The sequence below is a fragment of the Saliphagus sp. LR7 genome, assembly GCF_003344565.1.
In the GTDB taxonomy this organism is placed as follows: domain Archaea; phylum Halobacteriota; class Halobacteria; order Halobacteriales; family Natrialbaceae; genus Saliphagus; species Saliphagus infecundisoli.
In genome coordinates, this window is the sequence record NZ_QPND01000002.1 from 13,781 (window position 1) to 30,112 (window position 16,332).

Consider the following 16,332-nt stretch of genomic DNA (forward strand, 5'->3'; position numbering starts at 1 on the left):
GTCGTCCTCAGTGGTCGGCATCGATTCGAATGATCACCGTCTCCACAGTCCAGTCCTCGGGACGCGAGCATCTCGTCGTCCGGGTTTCGGCGTTTGGACAAGGCGGGACGTCGTGGATCGGCTGCTCGAGGGACCGATATCCGGCCGGCCCCGCCGTATTTCGACGATGAATTTCCCATCTCGGGATCCCGGTCTTCGAGCGGTTCGACGGGTTCGTGAGGACCTTCCGGTGTTCTCTCGCCGATTGCGCGGATGTCGTCCGTGGGGGCGTGATGACTGTGGCTGGAGATGTCGGCCTAGGCTCTCTCGAACCGGTAGAGACGATCACGCGGACCCCACGTCGGTCACGGCCGCTGTGAGTGTCGCTCCTCTTCGTGTTCGTCCCCGTGCCGTAGTCGATCACGGGGTATCCATGATGGGGACACCAACCTCGGTTCGAGATGGATCGTGAGTCGCGCCTCCGGCCGTCATCGGTTTCCGGTTTCTGCTGGGGAACACGGGCTGGTAGTGGGTCTGTCCCACCCTTTCCGTTCGGCATGATCGGACAGATTGCCTGTGTGCTACTTGGATCACTGGCCGGAGAGGGACGTTCCGGAGACGTCTGGCCGTTCGCCGGACGACCGGGCCATTTCCACGCGTGGCCAGCCGCTTCGGCCAGTTCTGTTAGTCCGTCCGACATCGATACTTAGCGAGTGCCCGACCGTGTGGGAGCACTTAGACGAGCGAGGAGGTCGTACTGACCGGCCGACTTATTACAATCTCATGCTCGTCGGAGTTCCCCGGACGGGAACGATCGGATCCGTCCGATAATGCCGAACGGATCAGTCTACCTGTGGGATGACCTCCTCGCCGAACAGCCGGATCTGGTCTTCGACCAGGTCCTTTGGCATCCCGGAGTGGTGGAATCGGAGCGCGAGCTGATCGAGCGGGAACCGCTCGCGGATCGCCTCGATCTGGTCGACGATCTGGTCGGGCGTGCCGTAGATGAAGCGGTCGTCGGCGAGCTCCTCGAAGTCCTCGACGCTGTCGGCGGTCATCAGCGGGTGAGAGAACTCCCCGCCGTACTCCTCCATGTAGGTCTCGTGGAGGTACTCCTTGCGCTCCATCACTTCCTCTTCGGTTTCGGCGATGACGGCCTCGCGCATCAGCGGATGATCGATCTCGTCCCACTCCTGGGCGGAGTCGGCGATGTGCTCGCGCTGGAGTTCCTTGCGGTCCTCGACGATGCCGAGGTCGGCGACGACGCCGGGGACCCAGGCGTCGGAGAACTTCGCCGAGCGGGCGATCTGCTTGTCTCCCCAGCCGCCGATCCACAGCGGCGGGCGCGGCTCCTGAACGGTATCGGGGAGGGGTTCCCAGTCCTCGACCGTGAAGAACGGACAGTCGTAGCTGATCGGCTCTTCGGCCTCGAAGAACTCCTCGATGAACTGGATCCCCTCGATCATCCGGCCGGCGCGCTCGTCCATCGGGACGCCGAACGCCTCGAACTCCTTTTCGACGTAACCTAGGCCGACGCCCAGCGTCAGCCGGCCGTCGGAGATGTTGTCGAGCATCGCCGCGCGCTGGGCGACGTGCAGCGGGTGGTACAGCGGGAGGATCAACACGGAGGTGACGAGCTCGAGTTCTTCGGTCCCCTCGGCGATGCTGGTCAGGCGAGTCAGCGGCGAGGGCCAGTAGTTGTCGCCCTCGGTGGCCTGGTGGTCGTTGACCCAGCAGGTTTCGAAGCCGACGTCCTCGGCGAGCTTACACTGGTCTACGACGCCCGTCCACCGATCGCCGCCCTCGATTGGAAAGATCCCGAATTTCATGTGTCACTGTCGCTATCGCCTATACTCCTACTTACCTCTTGTGCTACTCCCTCTCGCGTTCCTGTTCGGCGCCGGGGAACCCGAACGCCGTGGATACCTTCACGTACCCTCGGAGGGATATGATCCGCCGGGATGCTGCCGGCACCTCCCTAGAACTGGCCGAAGACGTCCCACTCGAAATAGGTGATGGCGGCGGAGATGGTGAGCATCACGAGACAGAGCCCCGCCGTGATCACGGCGACGACGTACGAGCCGCTTCCGGGCTCGAGGTAGGGAGCGGAGAACGCGAGCAACACCAGGAAGAGGACGTTGACGCCGACGATCACCTTCAGGACGGGCCGAGTGCGTTCCATCGGTTGGAACACGGTCGCGGGCGTGGAAATAGCTTGCTCTCGAAGGGGTGTCGAAACGGCGCCAGGGTTCCGGGGAGGCAGGCGTTCGGTCGGTCAGCCGAGAGTCGGAACGGCGAACTAACCGAATAGTTTATGTAGGTAGACCTAAAATCGGGGGGCATGCCATTCAGTAGCGATCGGCATCGGGAGCTCACACGGCGAGACGCTGTCAAGTACGGGCTGGTCGGGGGAACCGTACTCGCGGCAGGCTGTCTCGGCGGTGACGGTGGGAACGGAAACGGGAACGGGAACGCCAGCGGCAACGGGAACGGCGATGGAAACGACAGCGGGAACGGTGGCAACGGCGTCTCCGAGGACCAGTACGCCGATCCCGTCGAGGAACGCGTCGACAGACGGTTCACCAAGGCGCTACACCGGGGAACGTACGAGATCCAGAACGCGTCCTGGAACCCCTACGATCCGACCGGGGAGATGGCGAACTTCGACCCCCCGGGACTGATTTACGATCCGCTGCTCATCCACTACCAGAGCCACGATACGTTTCAGGGCGTCATCGCCAACAACTGGGAGAAAGAAGACCAGTCGATCCTCCTCGAGCTGAACGACGACTGGACCTGGCACAACGGCGATCCGGTCACGGCCCACGACTTGAAGACCGACAAGGACATCGACTTTCGCATCTCCGAAATCACGAGTCCGGACTCGCCAGCGAGCAGCTACATCGAGGACTACGAGGTCGTCGACGACTACGCCATCCGGTACCATCTGGTCGACGACTTCACCATCGAGTCGGTTCTGATCAACGAACTCGCAAACAACCTCGTGATCATCAAGGAGGACTTTGGCGATCCCTCCTACGGCCAGTGGCGCGACGACCTCATGGACGCCGAGGGCGACGGGGCGACCCAGCTCGTCTCGGAGTTCCAGGAGTGGTCCCCCAGCATCGACGAGATCATCGGGAACGGTCCGTTCCAGATCAGCGAAACCACCGACACCACGTTCGTCGGCGAGGTCTACGAGGACCATCCCAACGCCGAAAACATCTACTTCAGCGAGTACGCGATCGAGAGCCACGACGACAAGGTGCTCGCGTTCGTCGAGGACGAGGTCGATGCGATTCCGTTCGCGCTCCCCGCCTCGCCGGACGTCATGCAGCAGGTTCCCGACCACTACCGGATCAACCGCGATTACAACCATCTATGGTCGGTCCTGTTCAACTTCGGGAACTACGATATGCCGGCCTCGCCGGCGACTAATCCGAGCCACCAGCCCATCACTGCCGACCGTCGCGTCCGCCAGGCGATCTCCTGTGCGCTCAGCCGCCAAGATATCGCGACGTCGGTTCCCGAACAGTACGAACTCTACGAGCTCCCCCCGACCTTCCTCAATCAGACCGCAGTCGACAACGGACGGGTCGATATCGAGGGGTACGACAACTACGATCGGGATCAGGAGCGAGCCACGGCGCTCATGGAGGAGGCCGGTTACGAACGCCAGGACGGCCAGTGGGTCGACGAGAACGGCGAACAGGCCGAGCTCATCCTGTTGGGCCAGTCGAGCGTCTCCGTCCAGGTCGACGGGCTGGACTCGGTTCAGTACCAGATGGAGGAGTTCGGCTTCGACGTCACTCTGAACGCGGTCGACGAGGCGACCTACGGCGAGAGCCGGTTCAACGGGGACCACGACATTCTCTTCGACAACCACCCAATATTCTCCGTCATGGGTCTGACGTACGTCGAGGCGATCTGGGAGTGGTTCCTCCAGTTGAACCACGCGGACTACCCCGACGGCGAGTGGGAGATTCCCGCCGAAGTCGGTAACCCCGATGCCGAGGACACCATGACGATCAACGTCATGGACCAGATCCAGCAGCTCCACCTCACCGGTGACGACGAGTACCTCGCGAACCTCACGTGGTGGTACAACCAGGTCCTGCCGATGTACGGCTGCGTCGTCGGCCGCGACTACGGCGGGATCCAGGCCGAGGACTGGCACGTCGACGCGCCCGAGGAACTGCTCGACAACCGGGTCGCCGAGTTCAATCTGACGAAGGTCCCCGACGCCGAACTCATCCCCCGCCAGGAGTAGCCCGGTTCGGGGCCCGCACCGACAACGACTTACGACAACATTAATCACACCACACATCGCTTTCACACTATGGACTGGAAAATACGACGGTTCGGCCAAGCCGCGTTCACCGTCTGGGCGGTGATGACGCTGGCGTTTTTCTTAACGCGCATGATGCCCGGCAACCCCGTTGACGCCTTCGTTGCTCAGGTGGGCCCCCAGCTAGACAACCCCCAGGAAGCCTACGAGATGGCGGAGATCTATATGAACATCAACCCCGAGGCGCCGATGCACGTCGCCTACTGGAACTACATGACCTCCATGATGGTCGGGGACATGGGTCAGTCGATGAGCCAGAACGCTCCCGTCGCCCAGATCATGGCCGAAGCGATCCCGTGGACGCTGTTCGTGATGAGCTGGGCGATCTTCATCGGCTTCGCCGTCGGAATCTCGATCGGCGCGCTCATGGCCTACTGGGAGGGAACCAAATTCGACGTCGCGCTCACCGGCTACGCGACCGTCATTACCTCCATCCCGTTCTACGTGCTCGCCTTGCTCCTCCTCATCACCTTCGCCTACCGGCTCGGCTGGTTCCCGACGTCGGGCCGCCGTCCGGAGGGCGTCACTGCCGGCTTCAACCTCCCGTTCATCACGGGTATCGTCCACCACGCGGCGTTGCCCGTCTTCTCGATGTTCGTCGGCAGCGGCGTGGCCTCGCTGACGATGCGGGGCAACAGCATCCGTGTCCTCGGCGAGGACTACCTCCGGGTCGCCCGCCTCCGGGGCCTCCCCGACCGGACGATCGCGGTCCGGTACATCGCCCGCAATGCGATCCTCCCGATGTACACCGGGCTGATGATCGCCATCGGCTCGATGTTCGGCGGCGCGGTCGTCTTAGAGGAGATCTTCACCTACCGCGGGATGGGGTACTACATGATCCAGGCGGTCAGGGCACGAGACTACCCGCTGATGATGGGTGCCTTCACGATCATCACGATCGCCGTCGTCATCGCCCTGCTCGTCGCCGACCTGACCTACGGCAAGATCGACCCCCGTGCAGGAAACGAGGCCAATGACTCGTTCTGACGATCCACCCATGACCGACGATGACCACGCCGAGACGCGCCGACGGAGCGACACGAACCGGATGGGCGACCTCGTGCCCGGTGACCCCGGAGACCGGGGCGCGGACGAAACGGTCCGAAGCGACGGCGGCACCGTCGGCTCGCCGTTCGAGACGACCTCGAGCGTCGAGGAGACCCGCGGCGACCGCCTCGATCGCCTCTTTGAGGACTACGTCCGGACTCCCTGGTCGATCATGCGCCAGGACTGGCGGGCGCTCGCCGGACTGTCGATCCTCGGGTTTTACGTCCTCGTCGGGACCCTCGGTGTCTACCTCGTCGAGAACACTCATCCCGGCGACGGTCCACAGCTACTGGGTGCGTTCCAGAACTGGGAGTTCCCCCTTGGAACGACCTCGTCAGGTCGGGACGTCTTTGCGATGGCCGTTCACTCGACGCCGTCGATTCTCATCATGATGGCTTCGGGTGCCCTGTTCACTATCGGCGTGGGCACGGCCTTCGGCATCGTTGCCGGCTACAAGGGCGGCATGGTCGACACCGTACTCAGCACGATCACCGACGTCTTCATCAACATCCCCGGACTGCCGCTCGTGATCGTCCTCGCGACGCTCCTGTCGGATTGGATCAACAACCCCGTCACGCTCGGGATCCTGCTGGCGGTCGCCGCGTGGGCGGGGCTGGCCCGGGCGATCCGGTCGCAGGTGCTGACGATCCGAAACGAATCGTTCATCGAGTCGGCACGGGCGATCGACCTCTCGACGCGATGGATCCTCACCAAGGAGATCCTTCCGCACCTGATGCCCTATGTCGTCGTCAACATGGTCAACGCGGCCCGTTACATCATCTTCGCGGCCGTCGCGCTGTACTTCCTGGGCGTCCTCCCGTTCTCGGACGCCAACTGGGGTGTCATGCTGAACAACGCCTACAGCGCGGGGGCGCTCTACCGGCCCGATGCCTACCACTGGCTGCTCGTCCCCATGATCGCCATCTCGGGGATCGCGATCGGGTTCATCCTGCTGGCCCAGTCGCTGGACCGGGTGTTCAACCCCCGGGCCAGGGCCCGCCACCAGGGCGGGGAAGAGGACGAACCGATGGAACCGGACGCCGAAGACGAAGCCATGGACGTGATGCAAGTATGATTCCACGCACGATTCAGCACGCTTTCACTGACGACTCAGCACTGTCGACGACGGAGGTCCCACGATGACGATCACCGGCTCGGACGCGACCGCCGACGTCCCGGACGGGGACGTCGTCGTCCGACTTCGGGACACCTCGGTCCAGTTCGGAATGGACCGCGGAAAATCGACGGTTTTGAACGAGGTCGACGCCGACGTTCGCCGCGGCGAGGTCCTCGGCGTGATCGGGGAGTCCGGCTCCGGCAAGTCGATGTTCGCCTCGGCGCTGCTCGACGCGGTCCCCGAACCCGGCGTCACGACCGGAGAGGTCACCTACTTCCCCGACGACGGCGAACCGGTCTCCGTTACCGACCTCTCGAAGGCGGAGCTCCGATCGCTACGCTGGGAGGAGATCTCGATGGTGTTCCAGGGCGCGATGAGTTCGTTCAACCCGGTGGTGACGATCCGTACCCACTTCGTCGAGACGCTCTCGGCCCACGACTACGACATCGATCGGGGCCTGGCACGCGCGAAGGACCTGCTCGCGGATCTCTACCTCGATCCCGAGCGGATGCTCGAGTCCTACCCCCACGAGCTCAGCGGCGGGATGAAACAGCGGGTGCTGATCGCACTCTCGCTCGTGCTCGATCCGGAGGTGCTCGTGATGGACGAGCCGACCGCCGCCCTCGACCTTCTAATGCAGCGCTCGATCATCTCGCTGTTGGAAGAGATCAAGGACAAACACGATCTGACTATCGTTTTCATCACCCACGACCTCCCGCTGGTCGCCGACCTCGCCGACCGCCTTGCCGTGTTGTACGCCTTCGAGTTCGCGGAGGTCGGTCCGGCCGAGGAGGTCTTAGAGAGGCCAGCCCATCCCTACACGCGGGCGCTGTTGAACGCAACGCCGAACCTCTCGGCACCGTTAGAGGAGATGCGCCCGATCGAGGGCGAGAGCCCCGATCCGGTGAACATCCCGAAGGGCTGTTCGTACCACCCGCGGTGTCCGCTCGCCGACGGGGAGTGTCGGGACATCGATCCGGGTCCCTACGACGCGGGCGCCGACCACGACGTCCACTGTCACCACTGGGAGCAGTCGATCGAGGACCTCGACGTTGCCTTCGAGGAGGCCGCCGACGTGGGCACGCGACCCAGTGCCGCCGAGACAGCGTCGGGCGAGCCGGTGGTCTCGCTGTCGGACGTCGAAGTCACCTTCGGCTCGGCCAACGACGGCTGGTTCGACTTCGGCGACGACGAGACGGTGACCGCGGTCGACGGCGTGAGCTTCGACATCTACGAGAACGACGTTCTGGTCCTCGTCGGCGAGTCGGGGTGTGGGAAGACCACCCTGGGAAAGACCGCCGTGGGACTCCAGAAACCGACCGGCGGGACCGTCGAGTACCGAGGCCGGGACGTCTGGGAGGGTGCCTCCGGCAGCTCGCTGACGGATGACGAGGCCCGGCGGGCGCTCCAGATCGTCCACCAGGACCCGGGAAGCTCGCTGAACTCCCACCAGCGGGTGCGGACGATCCTCGAACAACCGCTCAAACGGTGGCATCCCGACCTCGACGGCAACGACCGCCGTGAGCGGATCCTCGGGATGCTCGAGTACGTCGGGATCAGTCCACCGGGGGACTACGTCGACCGGTATCCCCACCAGCTCTCGGGCGGGGAGAAACAGCGCGTCGCCCTGATCCGGTCGATGCTGATCAACCCGGACCTGATCCTGGCCGACGAGGCCGTAAGCGCGCTGGACGTCTCTCTGCGGGTCGGGATGATGGACATGATGATCGACCTCCAGGACTCGTTCAACACGTCCTTCCTCGCCGTCTCCCACGACCTCTCGAACGCCCGGTACTTAGCGGAGAAGACGGGCGGCCGGATCGGCGTGATGTACCTGGGCGAACTGGTCGAGATCGGGCCCGCCGAGCAGATCATCCACGACCCCCAGCATCCCTACACCCAGGCGCTGCGGTGGGCGACGCCGGAACTCGGCTCGGAAACCGAGGAGACCGAGAGCCCGATCCGGTCGATCGACATTCCCGACCCGAAGAACCCGCCGTCGGGCTGTCGATACCACACCCGCTGTCCCGAGGCCCGCGAGGTCTGTGTGGAACGCGAGCCGGAGCTGGTCGACATCGGCGGGGGCGCGAGCCAACCGACGGCCTGCTTCCGGGCCCAGGACGATCCCGACTACCGAACGAGCGAGTCGATCATCGACGACGTGTAGTCGATTTCGTCGTTCGAACGAACTCGATACAATAGCCCCGAGGTTTGTACGTTAGATCGTCTCCATATCCGGTGTTTGTGGATCATCCGTTCCGTGGCCGAGTTACTTCCTCGGCCACTGCGGCTGGTTGTAGCTGACGTTCTGCTATCAGGCCGACGGGTCGAGGAAGGCGAACAGCTGGTTGTCCGTGCTGGTCACGTCCCAGTGGCGGATGTCCGCGCCCGGTTCGGGGTCGCGCTCCCAGACGTCGGCCGCGAGGTCGGCGTGGGTCGGTTCGAGCGTGTAGCCCGTGCCGCTCTCGGGCACTGCCGCGAACTTCTGGTAGTCGGCGCCCTCCCACTGACCGAGTTCGAGGTTCGTTCCGGTGTCGGTGCCGCCGTCGGCGGCCTCCAGGACGAGGTCGTCGGCGTCGGCCGCGGCGATGCGGTAGACGCCGTCTTCGAGTTCGGTCACCTCCCACGTCTGGCCGCTGGCCTCGCCCACGGTGTCGTTGTAGACGTTCGCCCCGTCGGCGAGTTCGCCGTCGACGCTCATCACGATGTCCTCGTCGTTGAGTTGGGCGGTCAGACGGTAGGTGCCCTCCGTGAGGTCGACCGTGATCGTTTCGGAGTGCGATGTCGTGCAACCGCTTTCGGCGGTGGCGGTCAGCGTGACGGTGTACTCGCCGGGACCGTCGTAGCTATGCGTAGCTGACCACCCCGTCGCAGTCGTGCCGTCGCCCAAGTCCCACGTTAGGGAGTCGATCGAGTACTCGCCGGAGACGTCCTCCGCCTCGAAGTCGACGGACTCGCCCGCGTCGACGCGGGTCGCGCTCGGAACGGCCCGCGCTATCGGCTCCGGTTCCTCGACGGTGATCGTCTCGAAGTCGGTCGTCGTCTCCCCGTGCTTGTCCGTCGCGGTTAGCTTGACGGAGTACGTGCCCAGTTCGTCGTAGGTGTGACTGGCCGACCGGCCCGTCGCGGTCGTGCCGTCGCCCAGGTCCCACGAGAGAGAGCTGATCTTCCGGCCATTACTCGTCCGGTCGACCGCTTCGAACTCGACCTGGTCGCAGGGGCTCGCCTCGGTCTCGCTGGCGGATATCTCGGCGAGTCGGTCGTGGCCAGCGGGTTCGAACGACGTCTTGATGTCGGGTTTCGGCGGGTCGTCCATCCCGTGGCCGAGGAAGAAACTGGGCCACGGCGGCTGGTTGTAGCCGACGTTCTGGCGCGCGATCCCGGTCCGGTACATTGGGTTGTGTAACAGCGTGTACAGCCGGTGATCCGTCTCGTGGGGCGTTGCGTACAAGCGCAGCGCCTCGCTGTCGTCGGTTCGCCAGATCACTTCCTCACGCCAGTCACCGAGGATGTCTCCCGAAAGACACGGGTTCCCCTTCGAAGAGTTGTTCGAGCGGGTTCCCTCGAAGGACTTCAACGCGTCTAGTTCCTCGGTTTCGGGGTTGTACTTCTTGACCCAGCCGACGCCGTATCCCGCATCCCAGCCGAGGAAGTCGTGGTCTAACAGCTCTCGGTGCAGGTCGCCGGTCCACCAGATCCCCGAGTTCACCGAATTGACGCCGGTCTCGCTGATCTTCTCACCGTCAGCGGTGAACGTACCGGCGATCTCACTGTCGGTTTCCAGGGGCACGCCCGCCCACGCTTCCGCACCCTCGTAGTCCGGATCGATGTCGGCGACCATCGCTCTGCCGATGTCTGCACCGTTCCTGACGGCCCAGATGTACTCGCCAGTCTCGGCGTCGCGCATCGATAGGCTCGGTGCCCCCTCGGCCGGATACTCGGCGGGAACGACGATTTCCAGGCCCTCGCGGTCGGGGAGAAAATCGCCACAATGTATCGCGTCGGGGTTCGACATCGTCGTCGTGTGGAGGGGGCTCCCGTCGTGGTCGATGACTGCGCCCCCGAAAACGATCTCGTCTTTCCCGTCCCCGTCGACGTCCGCAGTGTCGAGGCTGTGTGCGCCCACGCCCTCGTAGTCGGGGTGGCCGTCCTCGCTATCGAAGATCCAGCGCAACTCGAGTTCGCCTTGCCGGAAATCCCACGCGGCGAGCATCGTCTTCTCGTAGTAGCCTCGCGTGAACACGATGCTCGGTCGCTCGCCGTCGATATAGGCGGTCCCCGCGAGGAATCGATCGACGCGGTTCCCGTAGCAATCGCCCCAGTCACAGGCGTCTCCGCGTGCGGGCTGGAACTCCTCCGTCGCGAGTTCCTCGCCCGTCTCCCCGTCGAAGACGGTGAGATACTCCGGCCCCTCGAGGACGTAGCCGGAGGCGTTCGTCCAATCGGCGTCCGGATCGCCGATGACGTTGCCGGCTCCGTCTTCGGTTCCGTCCGCCGTCCGGACCACGAACTCGGACTTGCCATCACCGTCGAAGTCGTATACGACGAACGGCGTGTAGTGTGCGCCGGCCCGGACGTTCTGGCCGAGATTAATCCGCCAGAGATGCTCCCCGTCCATCGTGTACCCGTCGATCAGGACGTCACTCGTGTGCCCGGACTGGGAGTTGTCCTTCGCGTTCGATGGGGTCCACTTCTGGACGATGTCGAGCGTGCCGTCGCCGGTGAGATCGCCCACGCTCGCATCGTTCGCGTGGTACGTGACTGTCTCCCCGTCCTCGCCCTCGACCGGATCGGGCTTATTCAGTGGGATCTCCTTGTACTGTTGATCCCACACCTCGACGGATTTGGACATACCGGGTTTGCGACCACCGCGCTTTCCGCGGTTTCCTTCCGTTTTCACCCGGCCATGTCCGACCGGTCGGATCGTGTAGGTCGAATCGGTCGTTCCCTCCGGATCGAGGAAGTTCGTGCTGTCGGTGACCGGCTTGTTGTTCACCCGCTCGCCGTCGCGATAGACGTGGAACCCGAGGTCGTCGGGGTCCGTTCCGAACAGTCGCCATCGAACGAGTACCCCGTCTTCAGCCGGAACGGCTACGAGCCCCCGGTCGAGTGTTTCCATCTGGCGGATCGGCCCGTTCTCGTTCTTCCCTTTTCCCCCCTTCCGATTGTTTCGTCCCTTTGCGGCCGTTGGACCGATACCGCTCGTTGCGAGTACCGTCGTCCCGGTCGCGATTCCGCCGAGGAGCGTGCGTCGAGACTGTCGAAACCGTCGCTTGTTCTTGCTCGAATCAGTCATTGTATTGGTTACCGCACTTTCTGTGATCCTGCTCCATAATTATAAATATTCTGGTAAATAGACCAACACTAATTTCCATAAATCATGTGTAAAAGCTATAACGCAGTTTGCTATGCGATGGTGGGTGCAGTGCAGGGCTGTATTACTTGAGATACGCGGTGTCCTGTGGCCGTCAGCTGTAGATCTCTGCATCCATACGATCTCCTGATCGGGCCGACCGTCGAGTCGGGTTTGAAAAGAACCGCGTTCACGGCACAGCAGCTGGGTCGTCAGCCGCTGGATGAAGGCTTCTCGAGTGTTCTTATCCTTGTGTGCCCCGCCGAGAGAGCCGGACGAAGAGGAACGCGCCGAGCCCGATCACGACGAGTGCGGTCCCCCAGACGGCGAGCATCGCGGGGACGACGCCGGTGTTGATGACGTAGCCGACGAGGATGAACGCGACTCCGGCAAGGGCCATCTTCAGCGCGAACGAGTTTCGGACGGTCTCGAGTGCAGTTCCGGCCGTCGACCCTCCGGATCCGCCTGTTCCGGAATCGGTATCGGTCTGGGTTGACATGGTTATGGATCCCACGACGAACTCCTCGGTGTTAGTCGTTTCGGCGTTCGGCGACCTGCCGTCAGTTTCATAACGCCTCCAGACCCCTTTCGGGTATGACACTCGATGTGACGGTGTGGAACGAGAACGTCCACGAACGCGAATCCGAGTCGGTCGCCGAGCGCTATCCCGACGGGATTCACGGTGCCATCGCCGAAGGGATCGAGACCCAACTCTCCGACGTCTCGGTCCGGACGGCGACCCTGGAGGAACCCGACCACGGGCTCGACGAGGCGACGCTCGAGGGGACGGACGTCCTCGTCTGGTGGTCTCACTGCGCGAACGACGAGGTAAGCGACGCGGTAGCGGATCGGGTCGTCGACCGCGTCCACGAAGGGATGGGGTTCGTTCCCGTGCACTCGGGGAAGAACTCGAAGCCGTTCAAGCGGTTGATGGGCACCACATGTAACATCAAGTACCGTCACGGCGGCAATACCGAGCGAGTGTGGGTTTCCGATCCCGGCCACCCGATCGCCGACGGCCTCCCCGAATCGTTCGAGATCCCGGAAACCGAGATGTACGGCGAACCCTACGACGTGCCCGAACCCGATCGAACGGTGTTCGTCTCCTGGTTCGAGGGCGGCGAGGTGTTCCGGTCGGGGATCTGCTATCGGCGCGGTCGCGGCCGGATCTTCGCGTTCCGGCCCGGCCACGAGGAGTATCCGATCCTCTTCCAGGAGGAGGTCCGGCAGGTGCTCGCGAACGCGGTCCGGTGGACCGCGCCGACAGAGGGTGCAGAGGCGGTCTACGGCGAGGTCGAGCCCTCTCACCGGCGGGACTGACCGACCTCCCGGTCGCCGCCGGTCGTCGTCGGCGTCGCCGGCCGCCGACAGGTGGCGAACCTGACAGGGATTGGACGGACTGACCGAACGGTTCGCTGGTTCCCAAACCGTTTTCACCGGTCGTCCCTCCAAAAAGTGACGATGCACGCGATATACGAACCGAACGGACGCCGGCGCCCCTCGAGACGCCCCACGGGGAGTTCGGCGCAGTCCCGACGCGGCGCGGTCTCCGGGGTGGCTCCGTACCGCGATGGTTGACCGGAAGGACCTCTTCGTTGAGGAGCGCGAGGACGTCGAGTGGCCGATGCTCCGGCTGTTCCGGGAGTACGGCAGGCGGTATCCGGTGCCTGCGGGGGTCGCGCTCGCGGCGAACATGGTCTCGCCGCTTCTGACGCTCGTTCCCGCCTACCTGCTCGCGCTCTCGATCGACTCGCTGTTCACACAGGAACAGGAGTTCGGGCTGCCGCTCGTTCCCGACGCCTGGCTTCCGACCGAACTGCGCGAGCAGTTGATCCTCGTCTTCGGGCTGCTCGTCGCGGTCTACGTGCTCACGACGCTGCTGACGTGGGCGGGAAGCTGGGGGTGGGCGCTCTTTGCCGAACACGTCCAGCATTCCCTGCGGACGGACGTCTACGACCGGGTCCAGTATCTCGGGATGGACTTCTTCTCGGACAAGCAGACGGGAGAGATCATGGCGATCCTCTCCTCGGACGTCAACCGCCTCGAGGGATTTCTCAACGGCTGGGTCGGCCGGATCATGAACATCGTCGTGATGGTCGTCGGCGTCACTGCCGTCATGCTCTGGATCAACTGGCAGCTCGCACTCGTCACTCTGCTACCGGCGCCGCTCCTGCTCGCGGTGAGCTACAAGTTCATCCAGAAGGTCAAACCGAAGTACCGCGAGGCCCGCTCGACGTTCGGCGACCTCGCCGCGCGCCTCGAGAACAACGTCAGCGGAATCACCGTCGTGAAGTCGTTTACGACCGAGGACTTCGAGTCCGAACGCGTCCGTGAGTCCTCCCAGGAACACATGGACGCCCGCTGGGCCGCCCGCCGGTGGGGGGTCCGCTTCGGCCCGGCGCTGACGCTGATCACCGGGGTCGGCTTCGCGACCGTCCTCTTCGTCGGCGGCTGGTGGCTCCTCTTCGGCCCGCCGCTGTTCTTCACCGGTGCGGTCAGCGTCGGTATCATCGTCATGTTTCTCCAATACACCCGGATGATCCAGCAGCCGATGACCCAGGCCGGCCAGCTGCTGAACAACTACCAGCGGGTCAAAGCCTCCGCCGAGCGCGTGTTCGTCCTCATGGACTACCCCTCGGCGATCGAGGAGCCAGAGGACGCCGTCGCCCTCGAGTCCGTCCGCGGCGAGATCGCTTACGACGACGTCACGTTCAGCTACCCCGACGGCGAGCAGGCGCTCACGGGGGTCGACTTCGAGGTCGAGCCGGGCGAACTCGTCGGGCTCGTCGGCCCGACCGGCTCGGGGAAGTCGACGACGATCAAGCTCCTGCTTCGGTTCTACGACGTCGAATCGGGCGCGGTGCGGGTGGACGGCCACGACGTCCGTGATCTCTCGGTGCGCGACCTCCGGGAGTCGATCGGCTACGTCAACCAGGACCCGTTTCTCTTCACGGGAACGATCCGCGAGAACATCGCCTACGGGATGGACGTCACCGAGGGCGAACTCCGCGAGGCCGCAGAACGCGCCCACGCCCACGACTTCATCGCCGAACTCGAGGAGGGCTACGAGACCGAGGTCGGCCAGCGCGGCGACAAGCTCTCGGGAGGCCAGCGCCAGCGGATCGCGATCGCACGCGCGATCCTCAAGGACCCCGAGATTATCATCTTGGACGAGGCGACGAGCCACGTCGACAACGAGACCGAGGTCGTGATCCAGCGCAGTCTGGAGGAGCTGATCGAGGACCGGACGACGTTCGCGATCGCCCACCGGCTCTCGACGGTCCGGGACGCGGACCGGATCCTCGTCCTGGAGGACGGCGGGATCGTCGAGCGAGGCACCCACGAGGAGCTGCTCGACGAGGACGGCCTCTACGCCAACCTCTGGCGGGTGCAGGTTGGGGAAGTCGAGGCCCTCCCCGAGGAGTTCGTCGCCGACGCGGCGATGCGCGACCGCTAGTTGTCGTATCAGAGATCGACCTCGACGCGCTCGCCGGTCCGGGCGGACTCGTAGGCCGCATCGAGGAGAGCGGTCACCCGGAGGGCGTCCTCGGCGGTCGCCGGCGGCTTTTCACCTGATTCGACCGCCTCGACGAACGCCGCGACCTTCGTCCTTCGAGTGCTTCGATCCACGTCCACGACCGACTCCTCGCCCCCGCCGTCGATGCGGGTCAGCGTCGGCTCGCCCCAGTCTCGCGCGCTCAGCTCCAAAGCGCCCTCGTCGTCCCAGATCCGGAGGTGTTCGCGCTGGGCGGGGACGACCGCCGAGTCGGCCATGCTCGCGACGGCACCGTTCGAAAAGCGGATCGAGAGCGACGATTGGGTGTCGATCTCCCCGCCATCGTCGTGAAAGGCCATCTCCGCCGAGACGGATTCGGGGGTGAGGCCGGTCATCCAGAGCATCGACTCGAGGACGTGGGTGCCGACGCTGAAGAGGTGGCCGCGGACGCCGATTTCCGGGTCCGTCCGCCAGTTCTCGCCGCCCTCGAAGTGGGCGGTCCAGTCCTGGGTGAGCTGGCCGGTCAGAAAGGTCGGCTCGCGGTCCCCGTCGTGCCAGCGCTCGTACCCCTGGCGGAAGGCCGGATCGAGGTGGCGCTGGTAACAGACCATCAGCGTCTCCGGCGAGTTCGCGAAGCGCTCGACGACCGCCTCCGCCTCCTCGCGGTCGGCGACGAGGGGTTTCTCACAGAGGACGTGGAGCCCCCGGTCGGCGGCCTCGCGGATCTGACGGGCGTGAAAGGCCGGCGGCGTCGCGACGACGACGGCGTCCAGCCGGTCGCCCCGTTCGTCGTACAGTCGCTCCTCGCCGGTGTAGCGATCGCCTTTGTCGATACCGGCTTCCCGGAGGTTCTCGGGGTTGACGTCGACTGCGGCTTCGAGACTCGTCTCGGGATGGTCGCGGAGTTCGTCGGCGAGCCGGCGGCCGATGCCGCCGACGCCGAACAGGGCAGTTCGGAGCACGCGAGAGGGTACCGACGATCGGCAGTTAAT

The 16,332-nt window shown here is 64.4% G+C and carries 12 protein-coding genes; 6 read left to right on the forward strand and 6 right to left on the reverse strand.

Going from position 1 to position 16,332, the window contains the following annotated elements; all coding sequences use genetic code 11:
• Positions 1-7: 7 nt before the first annotated feature.
• The 3 genes from DVH23_RS23435 to DVH23_RS02715 all read right to left on the reverse strand — a co-directional run bounded on the left by DVH23_RS23435 (position 8) and on the right by DVH23_RS02715 (position 2,161).
• The gene (locus DVH23_RS23435) at positions 8-403 is read right to left on the reverse strand and encodes a hypothetical protein (protein ID WP_157972307.1); all 396 of its coding nucleotides are present in this window, start codon (positions 401-403) and stop codon (positions 8-10) included.
• Positions 404-821: 418 nt separating this feature from the next.
• Complete coding sequence (locus DVH23_RS02710) at positions 822-1,808, reverse strand: LLM class flavin-dependent oxidoreductase (protein ID WP_114575909.1); 987 nt, start codon at positions 1,806-1,808, stop codon at positions 822-824.
• 149 nt (positions 1,809-1,957) lie between these two features.
• Positions 1,958-2,161, reverse strand: coding sequence for a hypothetical protein (locus DVH23_RS02715; protein WP_114575910.1), 204 nt, complete (start codon positions 2,159-2,161; stop codon positions 1,958-1,960).
• Positions 2,162-2,320: 159 nt separating this feature from the next.
• On the opposite strand from DVH23_RS02715, the gene DVH23_RS02720 reads away from it, so the two are divergent.
• The 4 genes from DVH23_RS02720 to DVH23_RS02735 all read left to right on the forward strand — a co-directional run bounded on the left by DVH23_RS02720 (position 2,321) and on the right by DVH23_RS02735 (position 8,658).
• Positions 2,321-4,249: an ABC transporter substrate-binding protein gene (locus tag DVH23_RS02720; protein ID WP_114575911.1), complete on the forward strand. Its 1,929-nt coding sequence runs from the start codon at positions 2,321-2,323 to the stop codon at positions 4,247-4,249.
• Between the two features lie 69 nt (positions 4,250-4,318).
• Positions 4,319-5,314: an ABC transporter permease gene (locus DVH23_RS02725; RefSeq protein WP_114575912.1), complete on the forward strand. Its 996-nt coding sequence runs from the start codon at positions 4,319-4,321 to the stop codon at positions 5,312-5,314.
• Between the two features lie 10 nt (positions 5,315-5,324).
• On the forward strand, positions 5,325-6,449 hold the full coding sequence (locus DVH23_RS02730; protein WP_232833686.1) for an ABC transporter permease: 1,125 nt from the start codon (positions 5,325-5,327) through the stop codon (positions 6,447-6,449).
• Positions 6,450-6,513: 64 nt separating this feature from the next.
• Complete coding sequence (locus DVH23_RS02735) at positions 6,514-8,658, forward strand: ABC transporter ATP-binding protein (RefSeq protein ID WP_114575914.1); 2,145 nt, start codon at positions 6,514-6,516, stop codon at positions 8,656-8,658.
• 147 nt (positions 8,659-8,805) lie between these two features.
• On the opposite strand, the gene DVH23_RS02740 is transcribed toward DVH23_RS02735, so the two are convergent.
• Entirely contained in the window at positions 8,806-11,610 is a 2,805-nt protein-coding gene (locus DVH23_RS02740; protein ID WP_114576313.1) for a PKD domain-containing protein, read from the reverse strand.
• A 478-nt stretch (positions 11,611-12,088) separates the two neighbouring features.
• Entirely contained in the window at positions 12,089-12,343 is a 255-nt protein-coding gene (locus DVH23_RS02745; protein WP_114575915.1) for a hypothetical protein, read from the reverse strand.
• Between the two features lie 95 nt (positions 12,344-12,438).
• Here DVH23_RS02745 and DVH23_RS02750 point away from each other — a divergent pair, with 95 nt between their 5' ends.
• Complete coding sequence (locus DVH23_RS02750) at positions 12,439-13,164, forward strand: ThuA domain-containing protein (RefSeq protein ID WP_114575916.1); 726 nt, start codon at positions 12,439-12,441, stop codon at positions 13,162-13,164.
• Positions 13,165-13,414: 250 nt separating this feature from the next.
• Complete coding sequence (locus DVH23_RS02755; RefSeq protein ID WP_114575917.1) at positions 13,415-15,301, forward strand: ABC transporter ATP-binding protein; 1,887 nt, start codon at positions 13,415-13,417, stop codon at positions 15,299-15,301.
• A gap of 8 nt (positions 15,302-15,309) precedes the next feature.
• Here DVH23_RS02755 and DVH23_RS02760 read toward each other — a convergent pair whose 3' ends face one another.
• Complete coding sequence (locus DVH23_RS02760; protein WP_114575918.1) at positions 15,310-16,302, reverse strand: Gfo/Idh/MocA family protein; 993 nt, start codon at positions 16,300-16,302, stop codon at positions 15,310-15,312.
• Positions 16,303-16,332 lie beyond the last annotated feature (30 nt).